Raw genomic sequence first — 25,851 nt, 5'->3', positions numbered from 1 at the left:
CTTTTTTACACGTGATTTTTGCAATAGCGTAGCATTACGGCGTTACTGTTGGGGTGAGGTTATTTTTATGCCGAATTTACACTGTAAAATGAGTCCATTGAATAAAATTATTTAATCGTTATAATGCGAATTGTTTTAGGGGAGTAGCTAATCTTGTCTTGCTGTTATGGCACACAAGATGTCTGTATCAACATAATTGGCCTCACGCCATGGTGCAGACAGTAACTCACTGTTAATCAGTGGTTTTACCAAGCGAGACCTAAGCACAGTAACTGCATCAAGGGGTATGCGGTGGCTCGTGCTTAGTTGTCATTTACCCCTAGGAATATCACATTGGAAGCTTTATTCGCCTCAACTCTTACTGTTGCCATCGCTGAAATAGGCGACAAGACTCAATTATTAGCCTTGCTGCTCGCGGTGAGATTTAGCAATAAAAGCGCTATTATCTCAGGTATTTTACTCGCCACAATATTGAATCATTTCCTTGCTGCATGGCTTGGCCAGTGGGCAATTACTTGGATTGATCCACAATGGGCGACTTATCTGGTGGCCGGTTCATTTTTTGCTATTGCGTTATGGGTGCTTATACCCGATAAAATCGATGATGATGATAACCGTTTCTATCAACTCGGTGCTTTTACTGCGACGTTTATTTTGTTTTTTATTGCTGAAATAGGGGATAAAACTCAAATTGCCACTGTAGTCTTGGCGGCAAAATATCAATCACTCACCTGGGTTGTGATCGGCACGACATTGGGAATGTTGATTGCCAATGTCCCTGTTGTACTCGCTGGACATTTTAGTGCTAATAAATTACCCATGAAGCTTATTCATCGAGGTTGTGCTGTATTGTTTGCACTGCTTGGCGTGGCTACACTCATGTGGTAAATGGAGGTTTAATGCCTGATAGCCAACTTCTCGATGCAGAGACTGCCCGTGGGTTACCTTGGGTCGTCGCGATTGCCTTTTTCATGCAGTCGCTTGATGGGACGATCCTCAATACAGCACTCCCGGCGATGGCCAGCGATTTAAATGAAGATCCACTGCGTATGCAAGGCGTGATTATCGCTTACATGCTCACCGTTGCCTTGTTGATCCCTGCTTCTGGCTGGATTGCTGATCGCTTTGGCACCAAAAAAATCTTCTTTGGTGCCATCTTATTGTTCAGTGTTGGATCATTGCTTTGTGCATTGTCCTATTCATTAGACATGCTCATTGGCGCTCGGGTTATTCAGGGGTTGGGCGGCGCGTTAATGTTGCCTGTGGGGCGACTGGTGGTGCTTCGGACATATCCGCGTTCGGAATTAGTACGGGTCATGGGCTTTATCACCATTCCGGGTCTACTCGGTCCGTTGATCGGTCCAACGATGGGCGGTTGGATGGTGCAATACCTGACATGGCATTGGATCTTTTTGATCAATCTGCCCGTTGGCGTGGTGGGTTGTTATGCCGTGTGGCGGTTCATCCCTGATCTCCGTGGCAAGGAAAAGTTGCGTTTCGATAGTCTGGGTTTTTTGCTGTTTGGTGCGGCGATGTTGTTGATCACCATTGCCATGGAAGGGCTAGGCGAACTGCATATGCCACACCTACGGGTGATGTTACTGTTATTTGGTGGTATGGCGTGTTTGATAGCATATTGGTTACGGGCAGGGCGTATTGAGCATCCGCTGTTTGCGCCATCATTATTTCGGACGAGGACGTTTGCTATTGGCCTATTTGGTAATCTGTTTGCTCGCTTGGGCAGTGGCGCGTTGCCGTTTCTGGTGCCATTGCTGTTGCAAGTGGCGCTGGGTTATTCGCCATCTCAGGCTGGGATGAGTATGTTGCCATTAGCGGCTGCGGCGATACTGGCCAAGTATGTGGCACGACCGATTATCGAACGTTTAGGCTATCGCTTCGTACTGACTACTAATACGTTGGCGCTGGGGCTCATGCTAATGAGCATGAGCTTGGTAAGCGAACAGACTCCATACTGGTTATTGTTGGGAATGCTGGCTATTCTGGGCGCAATCAACTCGTTGCAGTTCACGGCGATGAATGTTGTAACTCTAATAGACCTCGATGATGCCAGTGCCAGCAGTGGCAACAGTTTGTTGTCGGTGGTAGGGCAATTATCATTAAGTCTGGGGGTTGCCTGTGCAGGGGCTTTACTTGGCGGTTTTAGCACTGATGTCGACAGTGATGGAGTGGGCACTGTGCTTAGAGCTTTCCAACTGACGTTCGTTACGGTTGGCATTATGACGATGTTAGCCGCAACGATCTTTTCGCAATTGTCTAAAGAAGATGGACGTCGAGTAAAGCATCCGTAGAGTAAATCACGTCTTAGGCGCACCCGTCGGAAGAATACCCTAACGCTATTGTTGTTTTATCGATGAGTCGCCTGATGACCATTGATCCTGTTGTTCATCACCGTCGTGGCATACTGCCACTGATAATGGTGTTCATGCCACTGATGCATATTAACAGAATGTTAACCTCTCATTTGTTTGCATGTCTTGGCTATTCTCATATTACGCCGCTCTAGAGAGAGCGTTTGCTGTGATCGTTAAATGGTTAATATTACCCATTACACCATAAGTACTCTAACGTTTATTTTGTGCACTCCGGCATACATTTCCTCGTATCTGTGGCTAAAATATAAGCATGCACAAACATTATATGGGCGCGCGTGCATTTAATTGTGTAAAAGCATAGTAAAGGAGTCTCGATATGGATATGAAGAAACATGGTTTATCGATTGGCATAAACCGAATTGAAAATGTGTTTTTTGTGACATTAAAAGCAACGGGCACATTAACCCACCAAGATTACCTCGTCATTACCCCAATGCTAGAGGGGGCATTAAGCCAAGTTGATCAACCTCAAGTGAGTTTATTTCTCGATGCGACTGAGCTCGACGGTTGGGATTTGCATGCTGCTTGGGATGATTTAAAGCTGGGGTTAAACCATAAATCAGAGTTTGAAAGAGTGGCGATTTGGGGTAATAAAGGCTGGCAAGAATGGGCGGCCAAAGTCGGTAGTTGGTTTATTGCAGGTGAGATTAAATATTTCGAAGACCAAGATGACGCCTTAAAATGGCTTCGATATTAACACTGATGCTCAAGATAAGCGGATGTGGATTGATCAATATGTCGTTCGCGGTATGAAGCGTTGATTTTACCTTAGTGATTTTATAGAGACTATTCGCTAGGGTTTTGATGCTGTGATAATCCGTTTATGCCGTGGTATTTACATTATGGCCACTGTTACCTTGTTACCTTGTTGCTGCGGCGCAGGTCGTTGCGTAGATAGTTGCGCTGTAGCGATAAGTTATAATGCCATTTGTCCGTCAATTTTTTGCTGATCGTTAGCCATAACGGCAACTTTTAAGCTGTTGCCTGAATCAATCGTGGTGGGCATTGAAGAAGGAGAATTAACGCTAAGTGACATGGTTAACCTTAATGTAAAACTGAATGTTAGTCTTCTGTCGACCAAGGATCGCCGCGCTTGATGCATTTTTATCAAAAAGTGGCTTACTGAATTTTTAATTATAGGTTGTGCACAACCAATGTTATCATTGACTCATATTATTGGTTAGCGGAGTAAAGCCTATGCCTAGTAAAGCGTCTACTGGATCTCAATTCCCTACAGCACAAAACCCGCTAGCACTTGAAAATCAGGTGTGTTTCTCATTATACAGCGCGACCAATGCTTTGATCCGCGCATATCGACCCTTATTAGATGAGTTGTCGCTGACGTATCCACAGTATTTGGTGATGATGGTGCTTTGGAAGGAGCCGGGGATAAGTGTCAAAACCTTAGGTGAGAAATTACATCTTGATTCTGGAACGTTAACCCCGTTATTAAAACGCTTAGAAAGTAAAACGTTAGTGACTCGAGGTCGCAGCGAGTTAGATGAACGCGTGCGTGTGTTACATGTGACTGAGCAAGGCCAGCAATTATACCAGCAAGCATTGAGCATTCCTGAGCAAATGCGCTGTAAAGTTGGCGGCAGTATTGAAGATTTACAACAATTGAAGCAACTGTGTGATCAGGCATTTTTTATGCTTAATTCTGGCGCGGGAAGCAGCTGTGAAAGATGATTATTTTGAGCGTGGTGATGGTCTGTCATGCCGCAATATTCAGCTCTCAATGGTTGAGCAAGTCAGTATAAAATAACAATAGTAATCGATTTGTTTGACATGTTTTCTCATACCGATCATTTGAAGTATTGGTCATGTTAGAACCGCTGCATTACTCTTTTTATAAAGTAAGCCGTACTTGAGTCGTCATTCAACACTCGTTTTGAGTTGATCACTTATTGATAAGGTTTAGTATAAGAGGCTACTAGAGAAGGGTGTTTTTTTGTCGTCATAAAAATGTCACCTCAATGTCATAGTATTGTTTACCAACACAAAAAGGTACCAGGACGATGTGGCAAATATTCAGTCGCTTTTTAGCATTAGGTTTGATCAGCTTTGGAGGACCTGCGGCACACATAGGCTATTTTAGAAAAGCCTTTGTGGACGAACTGCAATGGCTAGACAATAAGCAATATTCTAGTTTTGTCGCCCTAAGTCAGTTTATGCCAGGGCCTGGTTCAAGTCAGGTCGGTTTTGCGATTGGTTATCACCGTGGCGGTTTACTGGGGGGATTAGCCGCCTTTTTGGGGTTTACCTTACCATCGTTTTTACTGTTGTTTTTATTTGCGGTTACCAGTGCGCAATGGTTGCAATTAACAACCGTTGCGGGGGCTATTCACGGCCTAAAGTTACTTGCTGTAGTGGTAGTAGCTGACGCAACCTTGTCAATGTTCACGCAATTTTGCCAACGAAAAACCGCAAAAATATTAATGGCAGCAACCGCCGTTGCTATTATATTAATGCCTTCATTATTGATCCAAATAGCCGTGTTAATTGTGGCGGCTATTGTTGGGGTCACGCTGATGACTCGGGGTGACAGTATTACACCGGACTCTCCTGCTATTGAGCTTGATTATCGTTGGTTAGCCTTATTTATTATAGGAATAGCGGCATCTTTATATTTTATCAATCAACCCGATAGCCTTGGACAAATTTTTGCGCAGTTCTATCAAGTCGGCAGTTTGGTGTTCGGTGGTGGGCATGTGGTATTGCCCTTGCTAGAAACCAGCGTCGGTGAATACATTACCCCAGATCGTTTTTTGACCGGTTATGCGCTTGCACAAGCCATTCCTGGACCTATGTTTACCTTAGCCACTTTTTTAGGTGCTGACTTATGGTTAGAGTCGCCGATCCTTGGGGCTATGGTGGCGACGTTAGCCATTTTTCTCCCGGGTTTTTTACTGATGCTGGTGGGTTTAAAAAGTTGGCATTCAATAAGCCAACGTCCAGCCATAGCAGGCGCTATCGCGGGAGTGAATGCGGCTGTTGTCGGACTCTTACTTGCGGCACTTTACCAACCGGTATTTACCAGTGCGGTGATCATGCCGTTGGATATGGCGTTAGTGATTATTGGCTTTAGTCTGTTAAAAGTCTTCAAGCCCAGCTTAGTGTGGTTGGTGATAGGATTTGCTGCCATGGGCAGCGGACTATCAATGTTATAAAAAAGTGACTAGATTGCGCTTTTTTGAGACAAATCTCACTTTATTGGGAGGTATATAGTTAGTTCGTTTAAGTATCTATAAAAAATAGATTAGTATGCTAAATCGATTATTACCCTCAAAAGGCTTGCCACTATGCTGAGATCTTCACTACGCAATAAACTCCTGGGCTTATCATTAATTCCGCTTTCGTTGATCCTCACCGTATTACTGAGTATTTTTTATGTTAATGAAGAGTCATCTTTAACCAAGGATGTTGATAACTTTCGCAGTGAATTAATTTCAGAGCGCCAAAACCAACTAAAAGAATCAGTCCAGATTGCTCAAGGCGTTGTTGAATATGAACTTGCTTTGGGTGACAAGGGAAATGTCAATGCAGCATTAAGAGATTTACGTTTTGGCACTGCAGGCTATTTCTATATATATGATGATGCCGGGGTCAATATTTTTCACCCGACGATACCTGAACTTGAAGGCCAAAATAAAATTGATATGGTCGACCCTAGTGGCACCAAAATTATTGTTGGCTTATTAGAGGCCGCTCAAGCGGGTACTGGTAATTTTTCTTATTACTATCAAAAACCGGGTAGTAGCCAGCTTATTGAAAAACTCGGCTTTGCGGTAATGATCCCCAACACCCATTGGATGTTAGGCTCGGGTGCCTATATTGATGATATTGAAGAGTCCATTGCGGCTTATAAAACCTATAAAACGGAAGAGATGGGTCAAAAAGCACTGATGTTTTTACTCATTGCTATAGGTCTTACAGGCATAACCGCTTTTGCCGTGGTGGTGATGGCACATAAAATGGTGGTGCCAATCCAGAATATGGCTACCTCGTTAAATGATATTGCCAAAGGTGAAGGCGATTTAACCAAACGTTTAGATATCACCAGTGAAGATGAGATTGGACAGTTAGGCAGTGCATTCAATCTGTTTATCGACAAATTACAGCATATTATTAGCGATGTGGCTGGCGCAACGGACAGGGTTAAGCATGCTGCTCAAAGCATCAATGGCCAAACGGTGTCGATGACTGAGCAACTCAACCACCATAATAGTGAAGTTGATCAAATTGTTACTGCCATCACTGAAATGTCGGCTACGGCGAATGATGTGGCGCATAATACCAATATGGTTGCAGAGGCAACACACGCAGCCTCTGATAACGTAGGTAAAGCACAAGATTGTGTTGATACTTCACTAACGGAAGTGTCTAATTTAATGACTCAAATTGACAATGCCGCTGGCAATGTGAAGTCATTAAGTGAACAATCGAAAAAAATTAACTCTGTACTCAGTGTCATAGGCGGAATTGCCGAACAAACTAATTTACTGGCACTTAATGCGGCGATTGAAGCTGCGCGAGCTGGCGAGCAAGGTCGAGGTTTTGCCGTTGTTGCCGATGAAGTGAGAAATTTAGCCAGTCGTACCCAAGCCAGTACGGTCGAGATTAATGAAATGCTGTCTGAACTGCATAAGTTAGTCACCAAAGCGGTACAAGCCATGGAAGAAAGCCAAACCAGTTGTTTAAGTTCGGTTGAGTCCTCGCGGGCGATTTCTGAAAGCTTAGGTTCAGTAACCTCATCGGTGACCAGTATTAATGACATGAGTACCCAAATAGCCACCGCCGCTACCGAGCAAAGCTCAGTGACTGAAGAAATTAATCGCAATATCAATTCAGTACAAGAGATTGTGAATACGTTACTAGCAGCCAGTGAAGAGGCATCTGATATGAGCAAAACCGTGGCGAATGAAGGTCAGACCTTAGCTCAGTTAGTGGGTCAATTTAAAGTATAATTTTTACCAAACCGATCGTTAAAAATGAACCCGAAGGGGTTCATTTTTTTAATCATTTTTTAATGATAACAATAGGTCCATTTAATCTGTTTATTACAGGTTAATGATTTTTTTGATGTTGTTTCTGCGCAATATATTCGTCATTTGTTTATTAATAATCGCTCTTCTGGTCTAGGTTTAGCGCCTCTCATGGGGTAAAATACGCCGTTGCACCTTTCGTTAACGGCTAAATTTAAGTTGAATATTCATGTTTGAAGTTAATCCGGTAAAATTCAAAATCAAAGAGCTCGCCGAACGCACTGAGCTACTTCGGGGGTATCTTTGACTACGCTGCCAAAAGTGAGCGGTTAGAAGAAGTCAGTCGAGAGCTTGAAAGCCCTGAAGTGTGGAATGAGCCTGAACGTGCTCAAGCATTAGGTAAAGAGCGTGCTGCGTTAGTCTTAGTGGTCAAAACCATTGATGATATGGACTCAGGTCTAGAAGACATCGAAGGGTTACTTGAACTGGCCATTGAAGAAGATGACGAAGGAACCTTTAATGATGCCGCTTCAGAACTTGAGTCGTTAGAGACTCGTTTGGCTGATCTCGAATTCCGCCGCATGTTTTCTGGTAAGAATGATGCATCAAATTGTTACTTGGATATTCAATCTGGTTCAGGCGGCACCGAAGCACAAGACTGGGCCAATATGGTTCTGCGCATGTATTTACGCTGGGGTGAGGCACATGGTTTTAGCCCAGAGTTAATAGAAGTGACTGACGGCGATGTAGCGGGTATTAAAGGTGCAACGATTAAGTTCACCGGAGAATATGCTTTTGGATGGATGCGAACCGAGACCGGTGTTCATCGTTTGGTGCGTAAATCACCATTTGATTCATCAGGTAAACGTCATACCTCTTTTTGTTCCGTTTTCGTTTACCCAGAAATTGATGACGAGATTGAAATTGAAATTAATCCGTCTGATTTACGTATTGACACTTATCGCGCATCTGGCGCAGGTGGTCAGCACGTCAACAAAACAGATTCAGCGGTACGTATTACGCATTTGCCAACCAATACTGTGGTGCAATGTCAAAACGATCGCTCGCAACATAAAAACCGTGACGCTGCCTATAAACTGTTAAAGGCGAAGTTATACGAGTTACAAATGCACCAGCAAAATGCCGATAAACAAGCTGCTGAAAATGCAAAATCAGACATCGGCTGGGGCAGTCAAATTCGTTCATACGTATTAGATGACGCCCGTATCAAAGATTTACGCACGGGGGTTGAGAACCGCAATACTCAATCTGTGCTGGATGGTGATTTAGATAAGTTTATTGAAGCCAGCCTAAAATCAGGACTTTAAGTAAATTAATTTTTTCGCCATCACAAAGTGTGGCGAGTAAACGCGAGAATATAATATGACTGAACACGTACAAGATGAAAACAAACTGATTGCTGAACGTCGCGCTAAATTAGACCACATCCGCACCAGTTGTCCTGCTAATGCTCATCCAAATACCTGGCAACGTAGCCATAAAGCGGCTGAGTTACAGGCGCAATATGGTGAGCAGACCAAAGAAGCGCTAGAAGTGTTAGGGTTTCAAACCAGTATTGCCGGCCGTGTTATGGCAAAACGAGGTCCATTTTTAGTCATTCAAGACGTGTCTGGTCGTATTCAAGCTTACGCTGGTAAGCCAGTGCAAGGTGATTTAAAAGAGCGTTATCAAGGTTTAGACATCGGTGACATCATTGGTGTTAAAGGTCAGCTGCATTTATCGGGCCGGGGCGACTTGTACGTTAATATGGAAGAATATCAGTTACTGACTAAAGCATTACGTCCGTTACCTGAAAAGTTCCACGGGTTAACCGACCAAGAAACGCGCTATCGTCAGCGTTACGTTGATTTAATCGTTAATGAAGAGTCTCGCAATACCTTTATTATGCGTTCTAAAGTGGTTTCCGCTATTCGTCACTTTATGGTCAAAAAAGAGTTCATGGAAGTTGAAACTCCTATGATGCACGTTATTCCTGGTGGTGCTACTGCACGTCCATTTGTCACTCATCACAACGCGTTAGACATGGCCATGTACTTACGTATTGCGCCAGAACTGTATTTAAAGCGGTTAGTGGTTGGTGGTTTTGAGCGTGTGTTCGAAATTAACCGTAACTTCCGTAACGAAGGTTTATCGCCACGTCATAACCCAGAATTCACCATGATGGAATTCTATATGGCGTACGCGGATTATAAAGACCTAATGGATTTAACTGAAGAAATGCTCAGTTCAATTGCGATTGATTTACTCGGTAGTGCGCAAATGCCATACGGCGAGGACACAGTAGACTTTGGTGGTCCTTATGCCCGTTTAAGCATGTTAGAAGCCATTCAGAAATACAATCCTGATAACGCCACTATACAAGCGATGACGTACGAGCAAGTTAAAGACGTAGACTTTATGCGCGACTTGGCCAAGAGCCTAGGCATCAAGCTAGAAAAATTCTGGACTTGTGGCCAGTTGCTGGAAGAAATTTTTGGTGAAACCGCTGAAACTAAACTGATGCAACCTACTTTCATTACTGGCTATCCCGCGGATATTTCGCCTTTAGCACGTCGTAATGATAACAATGATTTCATCACCGACCGTTTTGAATTCTTTATCGGTGGCCGTGAAGTGGCTAACGGCTTCTCTGAGCTCAATGATGCTGAAGATCAAGACAGCCGCTTTAAAGCGCAAGTTGATGCCAAAGATGCCGGCGATGACGAAGCCATGTTCTACGATGCAGACTACATCACTGCACTCGAGCACGGTTTACCGCCAACCGCGGGTCAAGGTATTGGTATCGACCGTTTGGTGATGCTATTCACTAACACGCATACTATCCGTGATGTGATTTTATTCCCAGCGATGCGTCCACAAGCTTAATCGCTAGTCAGCTAAGCCAATAAAACGAAACCAGCCATCAGGCTGGTTTTTTTTGGCTAGATTTAAATGAAAATATAGACTCGTCCTTGTTGCTGAGATGGGTTCTAAGCTAGCCTATGACTCCGTTCCTAGGTTGAATAAACTTCGCCTTAGCCGTCACGCAAGCTTTATTTTCTACATAGAGTACGGCTTCTAGTTGGTACATTCCTAAGCGTTTGCTCACCAGATGACCGACAATTTTGATGGCATCGCCAACTTTTATTGGGGCAACAAAGCGTACTGTCATTTCTGCAGTTAAGGCTTTAATGCCTTGCATAAGCAAACAATGAGTCATGGCAGCATCGACTAAGGTGCTTGCTACGCCGCCATGTAAGAAGCTAGTGTAGCCTTGAAGCTGCTGACTTGCTTTATGATAACCAACAACCTGATTGTCACCGTCTGCAAAAAACTTACATTGTAATGACAATGGATTTTGTTTAGCGTCGCCACAGACAACACATTGACTGTGGCTTTGTTTACAATCTTGATAACTACTCACACTAAGCCTTGTTTATTAATAGGGACAGATGGCTGTTAAGGTTTTTCTTAACTAATGTACTAAAAACGCGCATTGACCATTTGGTAAGTTTTATAGCCACCGCTGAGGTTGCGTGCTTTAAAACCATGCTGGACTAACATGCGACAGGCGACATGACCGCGCAACCCTACCTGACAGAGCAGCAATAATTCTTTGTCTTTGGGAAGTTCATTGAGTCGGTCTCGAAGTTGCGGCAGCGGAATATTAATCGCATTATCAATCGCACCCACAGCCGTTAGTTCGCCAGGATTACGCACATCGACAATAATTTGTGTCGCAGTCAAGGCCTGTAGATCTTGAGTGTGACAAGTCACTTCATCGCCTAATAACACATTAGCCGCGACCATACCTGCCTGATTGACCACGTCTCGCGCAGAGCCAAAAGGAGGCGCGTAAGTGAGCTCAAGGTCGGCTAAATCATATACCGTCATCCCCGCGCGTTGCGCTACCGCTAATACGTCAATACGCTTATCGACACCATCAATCCCTGCAGCCTGAGCACCTAAAATGCGGCCATTATCAGGACAAAACAACAGTTTTAAAGTAATAGGGTGAGCCCCAGGATAATAGCTGGCATGGCTTGCTGTGTGGACATAAATTTTTTCAAATGGGATAGCTTGCCTTAGCAAACTTTTCTCATTTAATCCCGTCGAGGCGATGGCCATATCAAACAACTTACAGATTGCGGTCCCTTGGGTAGCGCGATATAACCTATCACCACCCAACATGTTATCTGCGGCTAATCGTCCCTGACGATTAGCCGGTCCAGCAAGTGGAACAAGTGAAGGATTACCGCTGACGAAATCAGCGGTTTCAATGGCATCGCCGACAGCATAAATATCTGCATCGGAAGTACGCATCCCGGCATCTACACGAATACCACCGAGCGGGCCTAATACTAAGCCGCACTCTGATGCCAAGCTAGTTTCTGGTTTAACGCCGATGGCGAGGATGACTAAGTCTGTCGCTAAAGTGCTGTTATCACTCAAGGTTAATTGTAAATGGGAATGGGGCGGTACCGGTTTATCATAGTCATCGGTAATATCGGCTTCAGCAAGTTGAATTTGGCACTCATTGACGGCGGTTAAGCCTGTTTTTAAGCGTAAATCAACCTTATTATCAACTAGCTTTTGATGCAGTATATTGGCCATTTCAATATCCACAGGCCCCATAACTTGGTCGGCAAGTTCGAGTAAGCTCACCTCTAATCCTCGGTGGCGCAGCGCTTCCACCATTTCTAAACCAATAAACCCACCCCCTACCACAGTGGCATGTTTCGGCTTATGCAGCACAAGGTTCGCCAGTACTCTATCCATATCAGGAATATTACGTAGACTATGGACGAACTGGTTATTGATGCCGCTAATGGGTGGTTTTATTGGTGATGCCCCCGGGCTTAGTAGCAACTTGTCATATGACTCTTGATATATTTCATGGGTAATATGATTACGTATGTTTAGCCTTTTAGCTTGCCTATCAATAGCAATCACTTCATTAAACACCCGGACATCAACATTGAAACGTGATTTGAAGCTTTCGGGTGTTTGCAACAATAATGCATCTCTGGATTCAATTTCACCACTGATATGATAAGGCAAACCACAGTTGGCAAATGAAACAAACTCGCCCCTTTCTAACATGATAATTTCAGCCGTTTCTGATACACGTCTTGCTCTTGCTGCTGCTGATGCCCCACCGGCAACCCCACCGATAATTACTATTTTAGTCATTGTTTTCTCCGATAAAATTTAATATTAACCTAGCGGCTATCTAGTCGACTTTCTGTCTAGCAGACTGGCTATTAAGTGCTTGTTGGCAATCAAAGCAGTGACCATACATATTGAGGCTGTGGTGGTGAATAATCATACCGTGATGTTCTGCTGCTAAGCCTAAACGAAGCTCAATCAAGGGGTCGGTAAATTCAGTTAACTTGCCACAGGTTAAGCAAATTAAATGATCATGACGCGGTTTATTATTGAGTTCATAAACAGCATTTTCAGACTCAAATAGTCGTCGTACGACTATGCCTGCTTGCTCAAAATGCGCCATAATTCGATACACAGTATTGAGACCTATGGTCTCTCCCTGCGCATTTAAGCCTTGATAGATATTTTCTACTGTTAAATGCTGCTCATCGACTTGAGTTAGAAACTCAAGCAACTTACATCTTTGAGTGGTTATTTTGAGGCCAGAGTCTTTCAATACTGCTTGCATTAGACTTACCTAAACACGTCAATACGTGTTACCAGTGTTTAATTTTTAGTTGATATTTTTTGTCATCAAGGCTTTGCTATTGATTAAACTATCAACCACCTTATATCGAGCCCCTTTAACTAAGTTAGCTAACGTTTGGCGGGATATTCCCATTGACTTAGCGGCTTCTTGTTGCTGCATTCCGAGCAAATCAACTAAGCGCAAAGCCTCTATTTCATCTTCAGCAAGTGGCACCTGTTCTAACTGTGCCATCGGAATCCCATTGGGTTTAAAACAAATATTGGCTGCTTGGCCACATATGGTTCGGGGAATTTTTGGTCTTGCCATGTAACACCTCATTATTGGCATATGCTATATATACTGAATTTAGTTCGCACTTGCAAGATCTATTCTTTTTTTTACTGTGATATGTAAACTGATCTTTGACATGACCAATGACATTTAATGATATCTATTATGTCACCGTAGGTAACTCAGATAATGATAAAGGCTAAAATTAATGTGCATAGTCGTTAACGCTTGGGCTTATTATTCCAAGCTAAGGTTAACTCACAAGCTCCATGTTTCAAGTGCGCCGTCTGAGCTTAAGGTCAATAGCTTACCATTAGGTTTGATCACCATTGAAAATACCGTTGTGCCAGCGTTATAGGCAGTGATATCCCAATGAGAAAGCTCCTTTCCCGATGAGGCATCCCAATAGATAACACTTTGCTTTGAGGTTGCGGTAATTAAGTTGTTGCCATGGTTGGTGAATAAAGCCTGTCGAAAATAGCGATAACGTTCAAGGTAATCAAGATGGCTCACTGGCTGCGTAGTTTGGGTATCGATAATGACATTATTGTCGAGTGCATCAGCAATAAATAAGCGTCGATTAGTTTCATCAAAACTCACGCTGGTGATCCGTTGAGGGCGGGAAAAACTGCTGATGAGCTCACCGTTATAAGTGGCCCAAATGTGTACATCACCATCAAGCCCAGTCGATAATACCTGTTGTTCAAAATTAGAGAGCTCAATATGATTAACGGCAGCACTGTGTTGTTTAAACAATGACATCGTCATGCTGCTTCTTTGTATCACAGTAATTGAACCATCATTCATCCCCACTAAAATAGTGCTGCCTGTTTGGCTCAGAAAAAGGCTCGAAATACTGGCATCGGGATTAAACCCCTGCGCAGGCCAACGTATATCTAATTTGCCCGTTTCAAGATTGAAAATAGAAATTTTTTGTTTGCCTGCAGTGGCAAGGTATTGTTTGTTACCTGACAACGCCAGCAGATAATTAGTGTCATCAAAGTCATCGTCAGACCATTGGTGTAATAATTGGCTTGTTGCTACATTCCATATCGATAATGTGCGGCTTCTGCCTAATGTAACCGCCATACTGGCATCCGTTGACAGTATGCCATCAACGAGCGTTTCGTTAACGAGTCGCTGAATGTTATCGGGTCTTTTCATGACCACAGCTTGATTGCAGCCTGAGATAGCCATCATCGTCACCATGATTGCACTAATAAGGCACACATTGCGCGGTAAGCTAGATCTGGCGTTGGCTAACAATATAATTCCTTTATAAAAAATGATACTTTCAACATAATAGCATAGTGCCATACCGCTGGTTTTATTCACTGCTGATGCAACATCTCACTCTATTTAGCGATAAGCTAGGACTTTTTGATATAGCAAAGTCTGCGTTCAAATTATGCATCTATTAAGAAAAAGCGATTTCAGGCACAATAACACTAACAACCTGTTATTTAAGCCAAGGAACCCACATGACCCAAATTACCTTAACGACTCCCGATGATTGGCATCTTCATTTTCGTGATGGGGATATGCTCGGTGAGACGGTTCCTGCTACGGCTCGTTTGTTTCAACGCGCGATTGCGATGCCTAATTTAGTCCCGCCAGTAACGACAGCGGCGATGGCGGTTGCTTATCGGGATCGTATTTTAGCGGCTCGCCCAATCGGAAGTGATTTTCAGCCGTTAATGACCCTATTTTTAACCAATAATACCTCAGCACAAGACATTATCGATGCTAAAGCGGCAGGTGTTGTCGCGGGGAAGTTATACCCAGCAGGTGCCACTACAAACTCAGATGCGGCGGTAAAAGCATTGGATGAGTTGTTTCCGATATTTGAGGTTATGGCCGAGCAGGGCATGTTGCTATTGGTTCACGGTGAAGTGACCGAAGCGCATATCGATATTTTTGATCGCGAAAAGCTCTTTATTGATCGTTACTTATCGCGCATTGTCGAATCAATTCCCAGCCTCAAAGTGGTGTTTGAACATATCACGACTAAAGAAGCCGCTGAGTTTGTTGCGGCCGCTTCAACCAATGTTGCCGCCACTATTACCCCACAGCATTTACTGTTAAATCGCAATGACTTGTTAGTCGGTGGCGTACGCCCGCATAACTTTTGTTTACCGGTACTGAAACGTAATATTCACCAGCAAGCTTTGCAAGCGGCTGTAGCGACTGGTTCAAGTAAGTTCTTTTTAGGCACCGACTCAGCCCCCCATGAGAAACACCGTAAAGAGTCCGCTTGTGGCTGTGCAGGCTGTTACAGTGCATGGAGTGCATTAGAATTATACGCTCAAGTGTTTGATAATTTAGGTGTTATAGATAAGCTCGAAGGGTTTTCCAGCTTATACGGTGCCGATTTTTATGGTCTCCCTCGTAATACCGGAACCGTGACATTAGTGAAACAAGAATGGGTTGTGCCAGAAGAGATTATTTTACCTAACGGTAATCCTATCGTGCCATTTTTTGCCGGACAAAAAGTGAATTGGAAAGTGAAAACGACTTAGTTTAATCGCTAAGTCGCTAAGCGTGCTTATTTTCAATAGCGCGTGGTTAACCGAGAACTCTTATCGCGAAGCAGATTTATTGATGCCTGTCAGTTTGCTGATAGGCATTTTGATCAGCGCCTTAATAAGGGCTTCTTATTCGGTCTTTTATTTTTTGCCTGTGTCTTTAACAGCTCTTCAAATGCAGCTCGAGGTAATGGCTTACTAAATAAGTAACCTTGGCCGTAATCACATTTCAGTGCATTGAGCAGATGATACTGCTCTTCTGTTTCAACACCCTCTGCAACGACCGTTAAATTGAGCCCATGTCCCATTGCTATCGCCGCGCCGACCAGTTCCAGATCGCCCGGATCAACCGTTATATCGTGAATAAAGCTCTTATCTACTTTCAAGGTATTAAAAGGGTAACTGCGCAGATAACTGAGTGACGAATATCCGGTACCAAAATCGTCCATCGAGATACTGACACCAATATCGTTAATCCAGCTTAAGTTACTGTCTATAATAGGATCGCCACTGAGTAGTACCCCTTCGGTGATTTCAAGTTCTACAGAAGTAGCATTAATTTGGTGTATATCTAGCTGAATTTTAAGCATATCAACAAAGGTATTTTCTCGGAATTGTTTGGGAGAAACGTTAATGGCTATTTTAAAATGAGGATTAAATTCGAGCTGCCATTTTTTGGCTGCAGTAAATGCGTTCTCGATAACAAATTGGCCGATAGAGACAATCAATCCCGTTTGTTCTGCGATAGGAATAAATTCATCAGGAGTGACTTGGCCAAGTAAATCACTATTCCATCTAAGCAGCGCTTCTGCGCCAATGATTTTACGACTTCTAATGTCTACAAAGGGTTGAAAATAAACCTCGAGCTCTTTGCGCTTCAATGCACTTCGTAATTGCTCTTCAACCCTAAGGCGTCGATTCATATCGTGGTTCATTTGATGGGTATAGAAGTTATAGGTATTTCTGCCGCGGTCTTTTGAATAATACATGGCAGAATCTGCCTGTCTTAGTAATTCTTTAGGGTCTTCACTGTCTAGCGGGTAAAGTGCAATACCAATACTGATAGTTGACACTAACTCACGGCTTTCGAGTCTAAAAGGAATGTGAAATTTCTTGAGCAGTTTAGTGGCAATGATCTCAACGTCAGCGGGATTATTGATGTTGCTCAGTATAATGATAAATTCATCACCTCCTAACCGACCCACTACATCATTGTCTCTAATGGAGTGTTTTAACCTTGCAGCCGCTTTAATTAACAATTCATCACCAACAGAGTGGCCCAAGGTGTCATTAACCTTTTTAAAATCGTCTAAATCTAAAAACAGTACTGCCACACTGTTTTTTGCACGATAAGCGTCTTTGAGCATTTGCGACAATCTATCAAGGGAGAGCAGTCTATTTGGCAAGCCTGTTAAGCTATCGTAATGAGCTTGATGGAGGATTTTTTCTTCTTGCTGTTTGTAATACGTTACATCTTGTTTTAGTGCCAAATAGTGTTTGGTGATGCCCGCATTGTCAAAAATGGGTGCGATATGAGCATGTTCCCAGAAAATCTCACCGTTTTTCTTTTTATTTTGCAGTTCACCCTGCCACGCATGTCCTTGAGAAATCGAATCCCATAATTCTTTATAAAGTGATTTAGGGGTTAACCCCGACTTTAACATGCTAGCCGGTTGGCCAATGACTTCACTTGCGGTGTAGCCAGAAATTTTTTCAAATGCACTATTAACATATTCAATTTTACTGTCGATACTGGTTAATATCATTGAGATAGGGCTTTGTTCTATTGCTTGTGACAGCGTGAGGGCTCGTTCCTCAGCCTTTTTTTGAGCGCTTAAATCAATGTCGATGCAGTACATTTCCACTTCGTTGTCTGTGTTATTGATTAACGTATGGGATGAATAAACCGCGACACTACTGCCATCTGCACGTCTAAGGAGTAACTCTCCAGCGGGAATGGGGATACCATCATTAATCCATGCATTGATGTTGTCAATTACGTGGTTCTTATAGGGTAATGGAATAATTAGATTTTCGAGTTTTTGACCTAATGCTTGCTCTTTTGAATAGCCATAAAGGCTTTCACTGGCTTGGTTCCAAAAAATAACCGAACGGTTTTTATCATAACCTTGCACCGAAATCGAGGGGATTTTTTCGAAGATTTGTCTGAATTTAGATTCACTGTTTAGCAGCTTTTGCTCTGCATTAATTCGCTCTGAAATATCTTTAACAAAGCAGAAAAACATACTGTCATCACCATCCCAAAAGCTGATATTCACGTCAACATGAAACAAGTGCCCCAGCTTATGTTTGTGCAGCGAAGTATAATTGATGGTTTTAGTTTGCTTTGCTGTAAGGATATTTTGGCTTGAAAACTGATGTTTTTCACTGGTTTCAATTTGATTAATAGGCTTATCGAGTAATTCATCTAGAGTATACCCCGTCATATTGGCGAAACTCTGATTTGATTCTATTATCCTGCCATCGACCGACACAATGACAAAACCATCTTGGGCAGTCGTTATAATGTTGCGATAAGTGATTTCACTGCGACGTAATTGTTTTTCGATATGCTTTTGAGCGGCCAGATCTCGGCCTACGCCAACAATGCCCTGAATTTTGCCGGATAAATGAGTAAAAGGTGTTTTTTGGGTTCTAAATATATGCTCAACTCCATCTGGTGTCGTGATCCATTCTTCATCCATCCACGACTGATTTTCTTGCAACACAAACTGATCCGCTTTGATAAATTTATCCGCCTGTTGGCAATCAAATAAGTCATAATCGTTATGATATTTTATTTGCTCTGATTTGAGTTGCAACAGATTAGAAAAAGCCTTGTTACAGCCCAAATAAATGCCATCGGTTGATTTATAAAAAATAATATCGGGAATACCATCAATAATGCTTTGTAACAGGTTTTTTTCGGCTTCGAGGAGCGATTTATTATGATGTGATTCTTGTGCTAATTGTTGCCTTTGTTGATGTTTTTTAAGCAGTAATCCAAGTAGCATAGTGCCACAAGTGTAAACGGTTAGTAATGTAGGACCAATGGTAAGCATGATGTCGTATTTATCTGCTATAGGCATTAATAACCAACTCGATAAAACGGCAAGCTCGACCACAATCCCCATAACCAATAGGTTTTGCCAATTGGGTTGTTTGTTTGAATGTTGCATCCAGTATCGCCAGCCTAAACCAATGGCAGAACTGATGAAAATAACCAATGTGCCAACGTATAAACCTGCTCCGCCCTGATAAATACGAAAGCAAGCCGCGAGGATAGTGGCAATTAATGTCGGAATAAAACCGAAAAATAAACCGCTCAAGCTTAATAATATCCAGCGAGCATCAAAAACAATCCCAGGCCTAAGCTCCCAAGGATTATTCATTACACTGATCGCAATCATCCCGATAAAAATGCCACTCAAGACATTTTTATATTTATCGGGCGTTAGCCTTTGTAAGGTAATGACGTCATAAATGACCACAAGAGCCAGTAACAATACGGCGTTGCTCATCAAACTGAAAAAACTATCCATTTTTTCTCCACATAATAAGGGCGTTGCCTTGCTTAACTGTAGCTCAAGTTGGGTAATAATAAAAAATTAGTCTATTTTTATCATTATGTTAATAATATTGTGGCCGAGTATGGCACACACTGGTCATGGTTGGATCTAGATCAGATTATTTTATCAAGCCCCTAGTAAAGTCAAGTCATTAAACGGTGGGTTTTCAACTCATTCTTCATATTCGGATTAGATCTGCAATATGAATATCTGGTTTCATCGGCAGTAGCCGTTGGTAAAGGAAAAATCTATGCTGTGGATAAATAACACGTTATTGAAAGACCCGTATGTTATTTGAATTTGGCTCTGTTGATAAGGAGCTGTCAATAGCCTGGTATTATCATTACGGTTGATTCATTTTGTCTACGTAATATTATCTCTGTATTAATCTGAGTAATAAACCATTATTAATACAATAAGATAACCATTAATGAAAGGCACTCATTTTTGTTAAGGTATTTTTAATATAAAAAATTGAAAGTTATTGGCATATTTCGAGGTCTATTAAATTATGACCAACATACTTAATCGTTAAGTATGAAATATGGATGAATATGACTATGACGACTTCATTTTCTGCTAAAACGCTACTCAGCTCTATCACAATCGGCTTAGCATTATTATTCGGCGCGTCAGCTCAAGCGTCTAGTATTACTGTACCGGACTCCATAATAGTCGAAACTATTAACGGTAAAAACGTGAGTTTTGAACATACCATTGGGCTTAACCATGGACAACAATTGGTTGAAATTAACTATCGAGATACTTTTCAAGACAATGCTGATGATTCAGGGGGTTGGGTTCGTTCTGAACCCTTATACTTAACATTAAATGTGGATCATAATCAGCGTTATGAGCTCGCAACGCCTGTTATTTATAGTGAGGAAGACGCCCGTGATTTTTTAGACAATCCGCAAGTGACATTAAGTATCAATGGTCAACATCATAAAGATGTCGCATTAATGACTCAGTTGCAGTTATTAACTAAATTGGTATTAAAATAAATTTTATGATGATTCCCAATCATTAATAATGTCGAGCACAATAGCAATGTCCATAAAAAATCCGAGTGTGTTAAATTCACTCGGATTTAGACGGCTGTATTAGATAGATTAGCCAATAGTTTGTTGTTAACTAAACGGCATTACCGTCAAGGCTACTTTTTTATGACTGCTTATTCAGTTTTATCACTGTTAATTATCCTGAATTGAGGCTATTTATTGTCCGAACGAATCACCAACTCAACTCGTCGATTCTGCTTTTGGCCTGCGTCATCAAAGTTATTAGCGATAGGTGAATATTCACCAACCCCTTTTGCTTCAACTTGTTGTGGATTAATAGCAAATTGCTTAATCAAACGACCTTGTTGATCAAATCAGTCTTGGGCAAGCCAATCCCCAGCTCGTTTTCCGATACTAATTCACCGCCTGACGAACAGGCATACCGAGTCCTATGACTTTGTTCATGACCTTCACCCCTGCTAAAACCTCACCCACTTGAGCGTTATCATTTCGTAGGCTCAACTTAGCATTGTTGAGCTGCATATAACGGTACATGCCCGTTTCTGAGAGTGAGCGTTGGTGGTAATAATTATCTTTCTTCCATTGCTTTAACGCATCATTCTTCAACGCCTTAACTGCTTCATTTCTAGGATGGCCGTCCTCCCAGTAAGCCACATTTTTTCTCGGCGGAATGGTGGGCTTACAGCCCTTTCGCTTAAGCAGCTTATGGCAGTCTTTTGTATCGTAGTCACCATAAGCAGACACTTGCGCTATCTTACGCCTGAGTGGATTTCAAAAGTCGGTAATACTTCATTATCTGCGACATTGACCATACTCACTTCTGCAGCAATAACCTCGTGGGTCCGCGTACCTATGGCAATATGCAACTTACGCCAAGTACGGCGTTTCTCCTTGCCATGCTTGCGCATCTTCCATTCACCTTCGCCGTAAACTTTTAGCCCTATGGCATCAACAACCAAGTGGGTAATCGGCCCACGGCAAGGGTTTCGATACTTGATATCGACTGTCTGAGCCCGCTTGCTAATACAGCTGTAACCTGGAGAAGATAAAGGCATATTAATTAGATAAAACAATGAGTTGATGAAACTTTCTAGCGCCCGCAAAGGCAGATTAAACAGACCTTTGAGCATTAGCTCATTAGATAGCGGTATCGCGATACTGAAAACCTCGTCCTCGGCCGCCATGATGCTCGGTGCTGCACCACTGTTTTATCGCTTGTTCATCTATCCAGAAAGTGAGTCAGCCTCTGTTGACCAAGGCTTTGTTATATTCAGGCCAGTTGGTGATGCAGTGCTTGGATTTGCCCATCTGATATCGATTCCTGTGATGTGTTCAGAGGAGCTGATCGTAACGAGCCTGAAAAGTTCACTTCTTTAGGCAATAACGCCTGATAAAACCAGTGATGAATCACCTGTGACCCAAGCAGCTTGGGACAGGTGTATTGCCCAAGACCTTCAATATTTTTTCTGATTTATAACGAATATAAGTATTACTCAGTTACTTTACGAGTTAATTTAGGCGTAAATGTTAGATATCGATTTATTGCATCACTTGTGATGTTATTTTTGTAATTAATAGTTATTTAGGGTGTGTTGTTGTGTCTAGTTTATTGATTACTCTCTAAGAATGTTGACTAATATTATTTCAGTTGATAATTTACTGCTTAAATAAGAGTATATAAACTTTGATGCAAATATATGTATACATAAATTATAAGAACCGCATCTGAAAGTAATGGGAAAATTAAATTAAGGGACTTTAGAGATGAAAAAAATATTATTTTGCGCTTTAGTGTTAAGTTTAGTTGGATGTAAAAGTAATGATATACGTATGATTAGCGATTCAGTATCAGGCATTACGGGTATTGGCAAGGATACAGCAATTAATAATGGCTCTGTTTACAAACATCCTACGCAACAGTATTCGAATAAGTCTGAGTCATTTTACATTACTGAAAACACAAGGCTATCTCAAGAATATGGTGCTATTCGTTCGATTGAACACGAGAAAAATCCTAAAGGTATGACAATGGTGCGATTTGTTGCGTTCCATCAAGATAGTGGTGCAGCTATGGAGAATCAAACCTATTTATATGCACAAGATAGTAATGGTTGGTTAAATGAGAATCCAGTTACATCTCATTATGCTGAAGCCATTATTATTAATAGCGGTGACTATTATTTAAAGTCTCAAGCTAAAAAGGATGGTAAGTTTTATACCAGCGGTATGATCAAACTAGATAAAGGTGTGACAAATGTCGTGACCATTGAATTACAATAATTAAATTTTTTAATTATTCAATTAAAAGACCAGTATTTATTACTGGTTTTTTATGATTAAATTTTTCGTTAATACGAATATCTAAGTAAGCATTAAATATGGCCAATCATTCCACTTGAATGAATATTAAACACTCAACTAGACTTTAATTATGTTTTCTAAAAATGGTAATTGAAGATGGCTAGACCAAGACAAGCTATCGTTAGCTTAGAAGATACGCCTTACTATCACTGCTGTTCCCGTTTAGTACGTCTGACTTTTCTTTGAGGGATTAATAATTTAACAGGTGAGAACCTTGAACATCGGCGTGAGTGGGTTGATACTCGTATTCTTGAGCTCGCTGACATCTTTGCTATTGATATTTGTGCTTATGCATTCTTGTTAAAAAGCAGGGAGCAATAACTTACATGTCGTGATTAAGGTTGATGCAGATAAAGTGAAACACTGGTCAGATAAAGACGTGTTGGTGCAGTGGCACAAAGGCTTTAAAGGCACCTTACTGACACACAAGTTTGTAAAAGGTGAAGACCTAAACGAATTTGAGTTTAAAACAGTGAATGATTGCATTACCCAATATCGACAACGCTTGGTTGATATCAGTTGGTTAATGCGCTCCTTGAGTGAGCCGATTGCTCGAATGGCCAATAAAGAAGATAAGTGCACAGGCAGATTCTATTCGCTGCCATCCATGGCACTCACCCTTCGAGCCAGCTAAAGCTGTTCAAATTCATTTTCGATGAATTTGTGGGAAGGGCGGTTTAAATCCCAAGCGTTACTCGACGAAGCAGCCGTTCTGAGTTGTATGGCTTATGTTAATTTAAACCCTATTAGAGCCAAAATGGCCACCACACCAGAAACCTCAGACTACACCAGCATTCAACGCCGAATACACTCAGCGATAAAAGGTGAACAACCAGCAGAGTTATTGCCTTTTATAGGTAATGAGCGTGTAAACATGCCTAATGGTTTAATGTTCAGCGTAAAAGACTATATTGTGCTGGTGGAAGATACCGACCGAATTATTCGAGAAGATAAACGGGGTGCAATTAGTTCAAGCAGCCAAGCTATTCTTAATAGACTAAACATACCTGCCGAGAACTGGCTAAAAATAACTACAGAGTTTGGGTTATTATTCAAAGGCGCGGTAGGGGCGTTACCTGCCTTAACTGAATATTGTGAGCATCTAGAGCGAAAACGACGCCAAGGCGCAGCAAACTGCCAGCGTTGGTTGTGTGCTTAAGGCTTAATATCGAGAAAACTATAATGTTTTTGACACTTTGGTTGATATCAATCAGCTAGTGTTGTCTCGATTTCGGCCTATAAGCTAATTATCAAGCTTAAAAACTTATTTACTGTTTAAAAGGATGTATTTGGTTTTTTTTATAGTCATAAAGGCTATCGTAATTCAAGTGAAAAGGCAGTAAGTTATTTCATTATAAAAATGGGTGGCATTGTTGTTGCTAAATTTACTTATTTGATCACTTGGCATGGCACTGAATCATTAGCCTATAAAATTCCCACTAAATACAGCTATGCCATTCACAGCTGGTAAATGCCATATCTGAATCGCAAGACAATGGATCTATTTAAAGCACTTATTTAAAACCCAACTAACAGGATGTTATCGATGAATATGATGAGAAAAGTCAGCTTGATGGTGGCGTTTACTACAATGAGTTTTGCTGCATTGGCTAGTAACCAAGTTGCTATTGATGCATTTGAAGCTAAAACCAAACCCATAGCACAAGATGCAAAAGTGCTATCCGATAAGCAGCTAGTCTTGATGCAAGAGTTTAATCAGCTCATGGATTCTGGCAATGCGTCGGCTGTATTCCAAAGTGGCAAGGTGCAAGAATTACAAGCACTCGGTGAGCAGACGTTGGTGCAAGCTAGGCTGTTTGTAAAAGAGTATGAGCAGTTTTTATCGCAATTACCTGAAACATCTACCTGTTATACGCCAGAAAACGTCACAGAATATAACAGCTTGATTGATGAGGTCTCTGCTAATAACCAGTCGTTATCTGAATTGAGCGCTACAGTATCCCCCGGCGATAATGCAGGTGCCACCATGGCGTTATTAAATGTACAAATGCATGCAGGACGGGTTAGCTCTTTTGTGCAAATGTTCCAGTTGGTGAAGATATGTTATGTAACCGAAGCCATGGGCTATACCAAAGAAGATGTAGAACGTATGCAAGCGGAAGAGGATGACGAGCAGTAAAGCTCGGCGTGTAGATCTATTTTTTAATGGTTGTATGTTTTTTTAGCGTTTGATCACATATCGCTTTTATCATTATTGCTGTTGGCAATTTTAAAGATAAACAAGGCAATATGATTAAAGCTAGATAATATTTCGCTGCTGAATGAATAAACCCCCATAAACCAACGCTATGGGGGTTTTTATTTCTATCAGTAGCGGCCTTTATTGACCAAAAATCAATGGCTTGACTTGGTCGTAAAGGTGTTGATACAAGGTTTGGGTAAACCCTGTGTTGTTATCAAACGTTACCGATACATTATTTGCTGTAGATGTTTGCATTGCTTTATTGAGTTCAACTTCAATCAGTTGTTGGTTATCAAGTACAAAGTAGTCTGGATACACATATTGTTGTGCAGAGCCTTCGACGATTTCAGCCACTTCAATTAATAACTGATCACTCGGACTATTGCTTTTAGTCATTTGAAAACGTTGTTCAATACTGCCATCATCGTCAAGCAGTGCAATAGTTTGATTTTCTTCATCTATGCTAATATTGTCTGGGAAATAAAAATCAAATAAGATTTCCGCAATCATAGTAGTAGAGAACGTTTCTTCAGTCACAAAGCTTGATAGCTCATAAGTTTGATAGTCATCAACGACACGACACATAACGTCGGCTGTTTGAGTTATGTTTAATCGATATAAAGTGTCAGGCCAAGTTAATGTGTCTAACTTTAAGATTTCTGGGGACATATTTAAAACCGATTGCCAATATTCACTATTATTTGCGCCAGTAATTTTATCTATATCGATGGTAATAGGCACATTCGCTCCAGGGCGAGATCGTGAACGTTTTTTAAACAATTTAACTCACTATTTGACGTTAACATCTCGCTATGATCTTATACT

At 41.7% G+C, this 25,851-nt stretch carries 20 protein-coding genes, 2 pseudogenes and 1 riboswitch; of the genes and pseudogenes, 13 read left to right on the top strand and 9 right to left on the bottom strand.

Annotated elements, in window-relative coordinates:
* Positions 1-126 precede the first annotated feature (126 nt).
* A riboswitch (yybP-ykoY riboswitch) is annotated at positions 127-238 on the top strand.
* A gap of 95 nt (positions 239-333) precedes the next feature.
* From AAEZ02_RS11060 to lysS, 8 genes are all read left to right on the top strand, one after another.
* The gene (locus AAEZ02_RS11060) at positions 334-888 is read left to right on the top strand and encodes a TMEM165/GDT1 family protein (protein WP_124014010.1); all 555 of its coding nucleotides are present in this window, start codon (positions 334-336) and stop codon (positions 886-888) included.
* 11 nt (positions 889-899) lie between these two features.
* A complete protein-coding gene (gene mdtD, locus AAEZ02_RS11055; protein ID WP_351123085.1) occupies positions 900-2,309 on the top strand; it encodes a multidrug transporter subunit MdtD in 1,410 nt (469 codons plus the stop codon).
* A gap of 400 nt (positions 2,310-2,709) precedes the next feature.
* Positions 2,710-3,090 carry a SpoIIAA family protein gene (locus tag AAEZ02_RS11050; RefSeq protein ID WP_101032867.1) on the top strand — a complete coding sequence of 127 codons (381 nt, stop codon included), beginning with the start codon at positions 2,710-2,712 and terminating at the stop codon, positions 3,088-3,090.
* A gap of 500 nt (positions 3,091-3,590) precedes the next feature.
* On the top strand, positions 3,591-4,082 hold the full coding sequence (ohrR, locus tag AAEZ02_RS11045; protein WP_101032866.1) for a transcriptional regulator OhrR: 492 nt from the start codon (positions 3,591-3,593) through the stop codon (positions 4,080-4,082).
* A gap of 329 nt (positions 4,083-4,411) precedes the next feature.
* Positions 4,412-5,563: a chromate efflux transporter gene (gene chrA, locus AAEZ02_RS11040; protein ID WP_351123082.1), complete on the top strand. Its 1,152-nt coding sequence runs from the start codon at positions 4,412-4,414 to the stop codon at positions 5,561-5,563.
* A 132-nt stretch (positions 5,564-5,695) separates the two neighbouring features.
* Positions 5,696-7,360: a methyl-accepting chemotaxis protein gene (locus AAEZ02_RS11035; RefSeq protein ID WP_351123079.1), complete on the top strand. Its 1,665-nt coding sequence runs from the start codon at positions 5,696-5,698 to the stop codon at positions 7,358-7,360.
* 247 nt (positions 7,361-7,607) lie between these two features.
* Positions 7,608-8,706, top strand: a protein-coding gene (gene prfB, locus AAEZ02_RS11030) for a peptide chain release factor 2 (protein WP_164839407.1) whose coding sequence is annotated in 2 segments (ribosomal slippage) — positions 7,608-7,682 and positions 7,684-8,706 — 1,098 coding nt in all. Because the reading frame shifts where the segments join, the coding sequence is not laid out codon by codon here.
* A gap of 55 nt (positions 8,707-8,761) precedes the next feature.
* Entirely contained in the window at positions 8,762-10,264 is a 1,503-nt protein-coding gene (gene lysS / locus AAEZ02_RS11025; RefSeq protein ID WP_101032862.1) for a lysine--tRNA ligase, read from the top strand.
* Positions 10,265-10,373: 109 nt separating this feature from the next.
* Here the strand turns inward: lysS and AAEZ02_RS11020 are convergent, their stop codons facing one another.
* From AAEZ02_RS11020 to AAEZ02_RS11000, 5 genes are all read right to left on the bottom strand, one after another.
* Positions 10,374-10,802, bottom strand: coding sequence for a PaaI family thioesterase (locus AAEZ02_RS11020; protein ID WP_351075539.1), 429 nt, complete (start codon positions 10,800-10,802; stop codon positions 10,374-10,376).
* Positions 10,803-10,861: 59 nt separating this feature from the next.
* Complete coding sequence (locus AAEZ02_RS11015) at positions 10,862-12,571, bottom strand: FAD-dependent oxidoreductase (protein ID WP_124014015.1); 1,710 nt, start codon at positions 12,569-12,571, stop codon at positions 10,862-10,864.
* 40 nt (positions 12,572-12,611) lie between these two features.
* Positions 12,612-13,055: a transcriptional repressor gene (locus AAEZ02_RS11010; RefSeq protein WP_101032859.1), complete on the bottom strand. Its 444-nt coding sequence runs from the start codon at positions 13,053-13,055 to the stop codon at positions 12,612-12,614.
* A gap of 45 nt (positions 13,056-13,100) precedes the next feature.
* Positions 13,101-13,382, bottom strand: coding sequence for a DUF134 domain-containing protein (locus AAEZ02_RS11005; RefSeq protein ID WP_101032858.1), 282 nt, complete (start codon positions 13,380-13,382; stop codon positions 13,101-13,103).
* A gap of 222 nt (positions 13,383-13,604) precedes the next feature.
* Positions 13,605-14,612, bottom strand: a complete 1,008-nt coding sequence (locus AAEZ02_RS11000) for a WD40 repeat domain-containing protein (protein ID WP_232772084.1) — start codon at positions 14,610-14,612, stop codon at positions 13,605-13,607.
* A gap of 215 nt (positions 14,613-14,827) precedes the next feature.
* Here AAEZ02_RS11000 and pyrC point away from each other — a divergent pair, with 215 nt between their 5' ends.
* Entirely contained in the window at positions 14,828-15,865 is a 1,038-nt protein-coding gene (gene pyrC, locus AAEZ02_RS10995; protein WP_124014202.1) for a dihydroorotase, read from the top strand.
* Positions 15,866-15,978: 113 nt separating this feature from the next.
* On the opposite strand, the gene AAEZ02_RS10990 is transcribed toward pyrC, so the two are convergent.
* Positions 15,979-19,413, bottom strand: a complete 3,435-nt coding sequence (locus AAEZ02_RS10990) for an EAL domain-containing protein (protein WP_351075533.1) — start codon at positions 19,411-19,413, stop codon at positions 15,979-15,981.
* Between the two features lie 587 nt (positions 19,414-20,000).
* On the opposite strand from AAEZ02_RS10990, the gene AAEZ02_RS10985 reads away from it, so the two are divergent.
* Positions 20,001-20,444, top strand: coding sequence for a DUF2057 family protein (locus AAEZ02_RS10985; protein WP_351123076.1), 444 nt, complete (start codon positions 20,001-20,003; stop codon positions 20,442-20,444).
* Positions 20,445-20,653: 209 nt separating this feature from the next.
* Here AAEZ02_RS10985 and AAEZ02_RS10980 read toward each other — a convergent pair whose 3' ends face one another.
* A complete protein-coding gene (locus AAEZ02_RS10980; RefSeq protein WP_164839394.1) occupies positions 20,654-20,797 on the bottom strand; it encodes an OmpA family protein in 144 nt (47 codons plus the stop codon).
* Positions 20,798-20,855: 58 nt separating this feature from the next.
* Positions 20,856-21,770 (bottom strand): annotated as a pseudogene (locus AAEZ02_RS10975) (IS5 family transposase).
* A 456-nt stretch (positions 21,771-22,226) separates the two neighbouring features.
* On the opposite strand from AAEZ02_RS10975, the gene AAEZ02_RS10970 reads away from it, so the two are divergent.
* From AAEZ02_RS10970 to AAEZ02_RS10960, 3 genes and pseudogenes are all read left to right on the top strand, one after another.
* A complete protein-coding gene (locus AAEZ02_RS10970) occupies positions 22,227-22,742 on the top strand; it encodes a hypothetical protein (RefSeq protein WP_124014205.1) in 516 nt (171 codons plus the stop codon).
* Positions 22,743-22,919: 177 nt separating this feature from the next.
* A pseudogene (locus tag AAEZ02_RS10965) lies at positions 22,920-23,982 on the top strand (transposase).
* A 387-nt stretch (positions 23,983-24,369) separates the two neighbouring features.
* A complete protein-coding gene (locus AAEZ02_RS10960; protein WP_124014206.1) occupies positions 24,370-24,963 on the top strand; it encodes a hypothetical protein in 594 nt (197 codons plus the stop codon).
* 201 nt (positions 24,964-25,164) lie between these two features.
* On the opposite strand, the gene AAEZ02_RS10955 is transcribed toward AAEZ02_RS10960, so the two are convergent.
* Positions 25,165-25,767, bottom strand: a complete 603-nt coding sequence (locus AAEZ02_RS10955; RefSeq protein WP_351123071.1) for a hypothetical protein — start codon at positions 25,765-25,767, stop codon at positions 25,165-25,167.
* Between the last annotated feature and the right edge of the window lie 84 nt (positions 25,768-25,851).

The sequence above is a fragment of the Shewanella sp. T24-MNA-CIBAN-0130 genome, assembly GCF_040310185.1.
Taxonomy (GTDB): domain Bacteria; phylum Pseudomonadota; class Gammaproteobacteria; order Enterobacterales; family Shewanellaceae; genus Shewanella; species Shewanella psychromarinicola.
The sequence above is the reverse complement of the archived record's forward strand: the minus strand, read 5'-3'. Positions and strand labels throughout refer to the sequence as shown.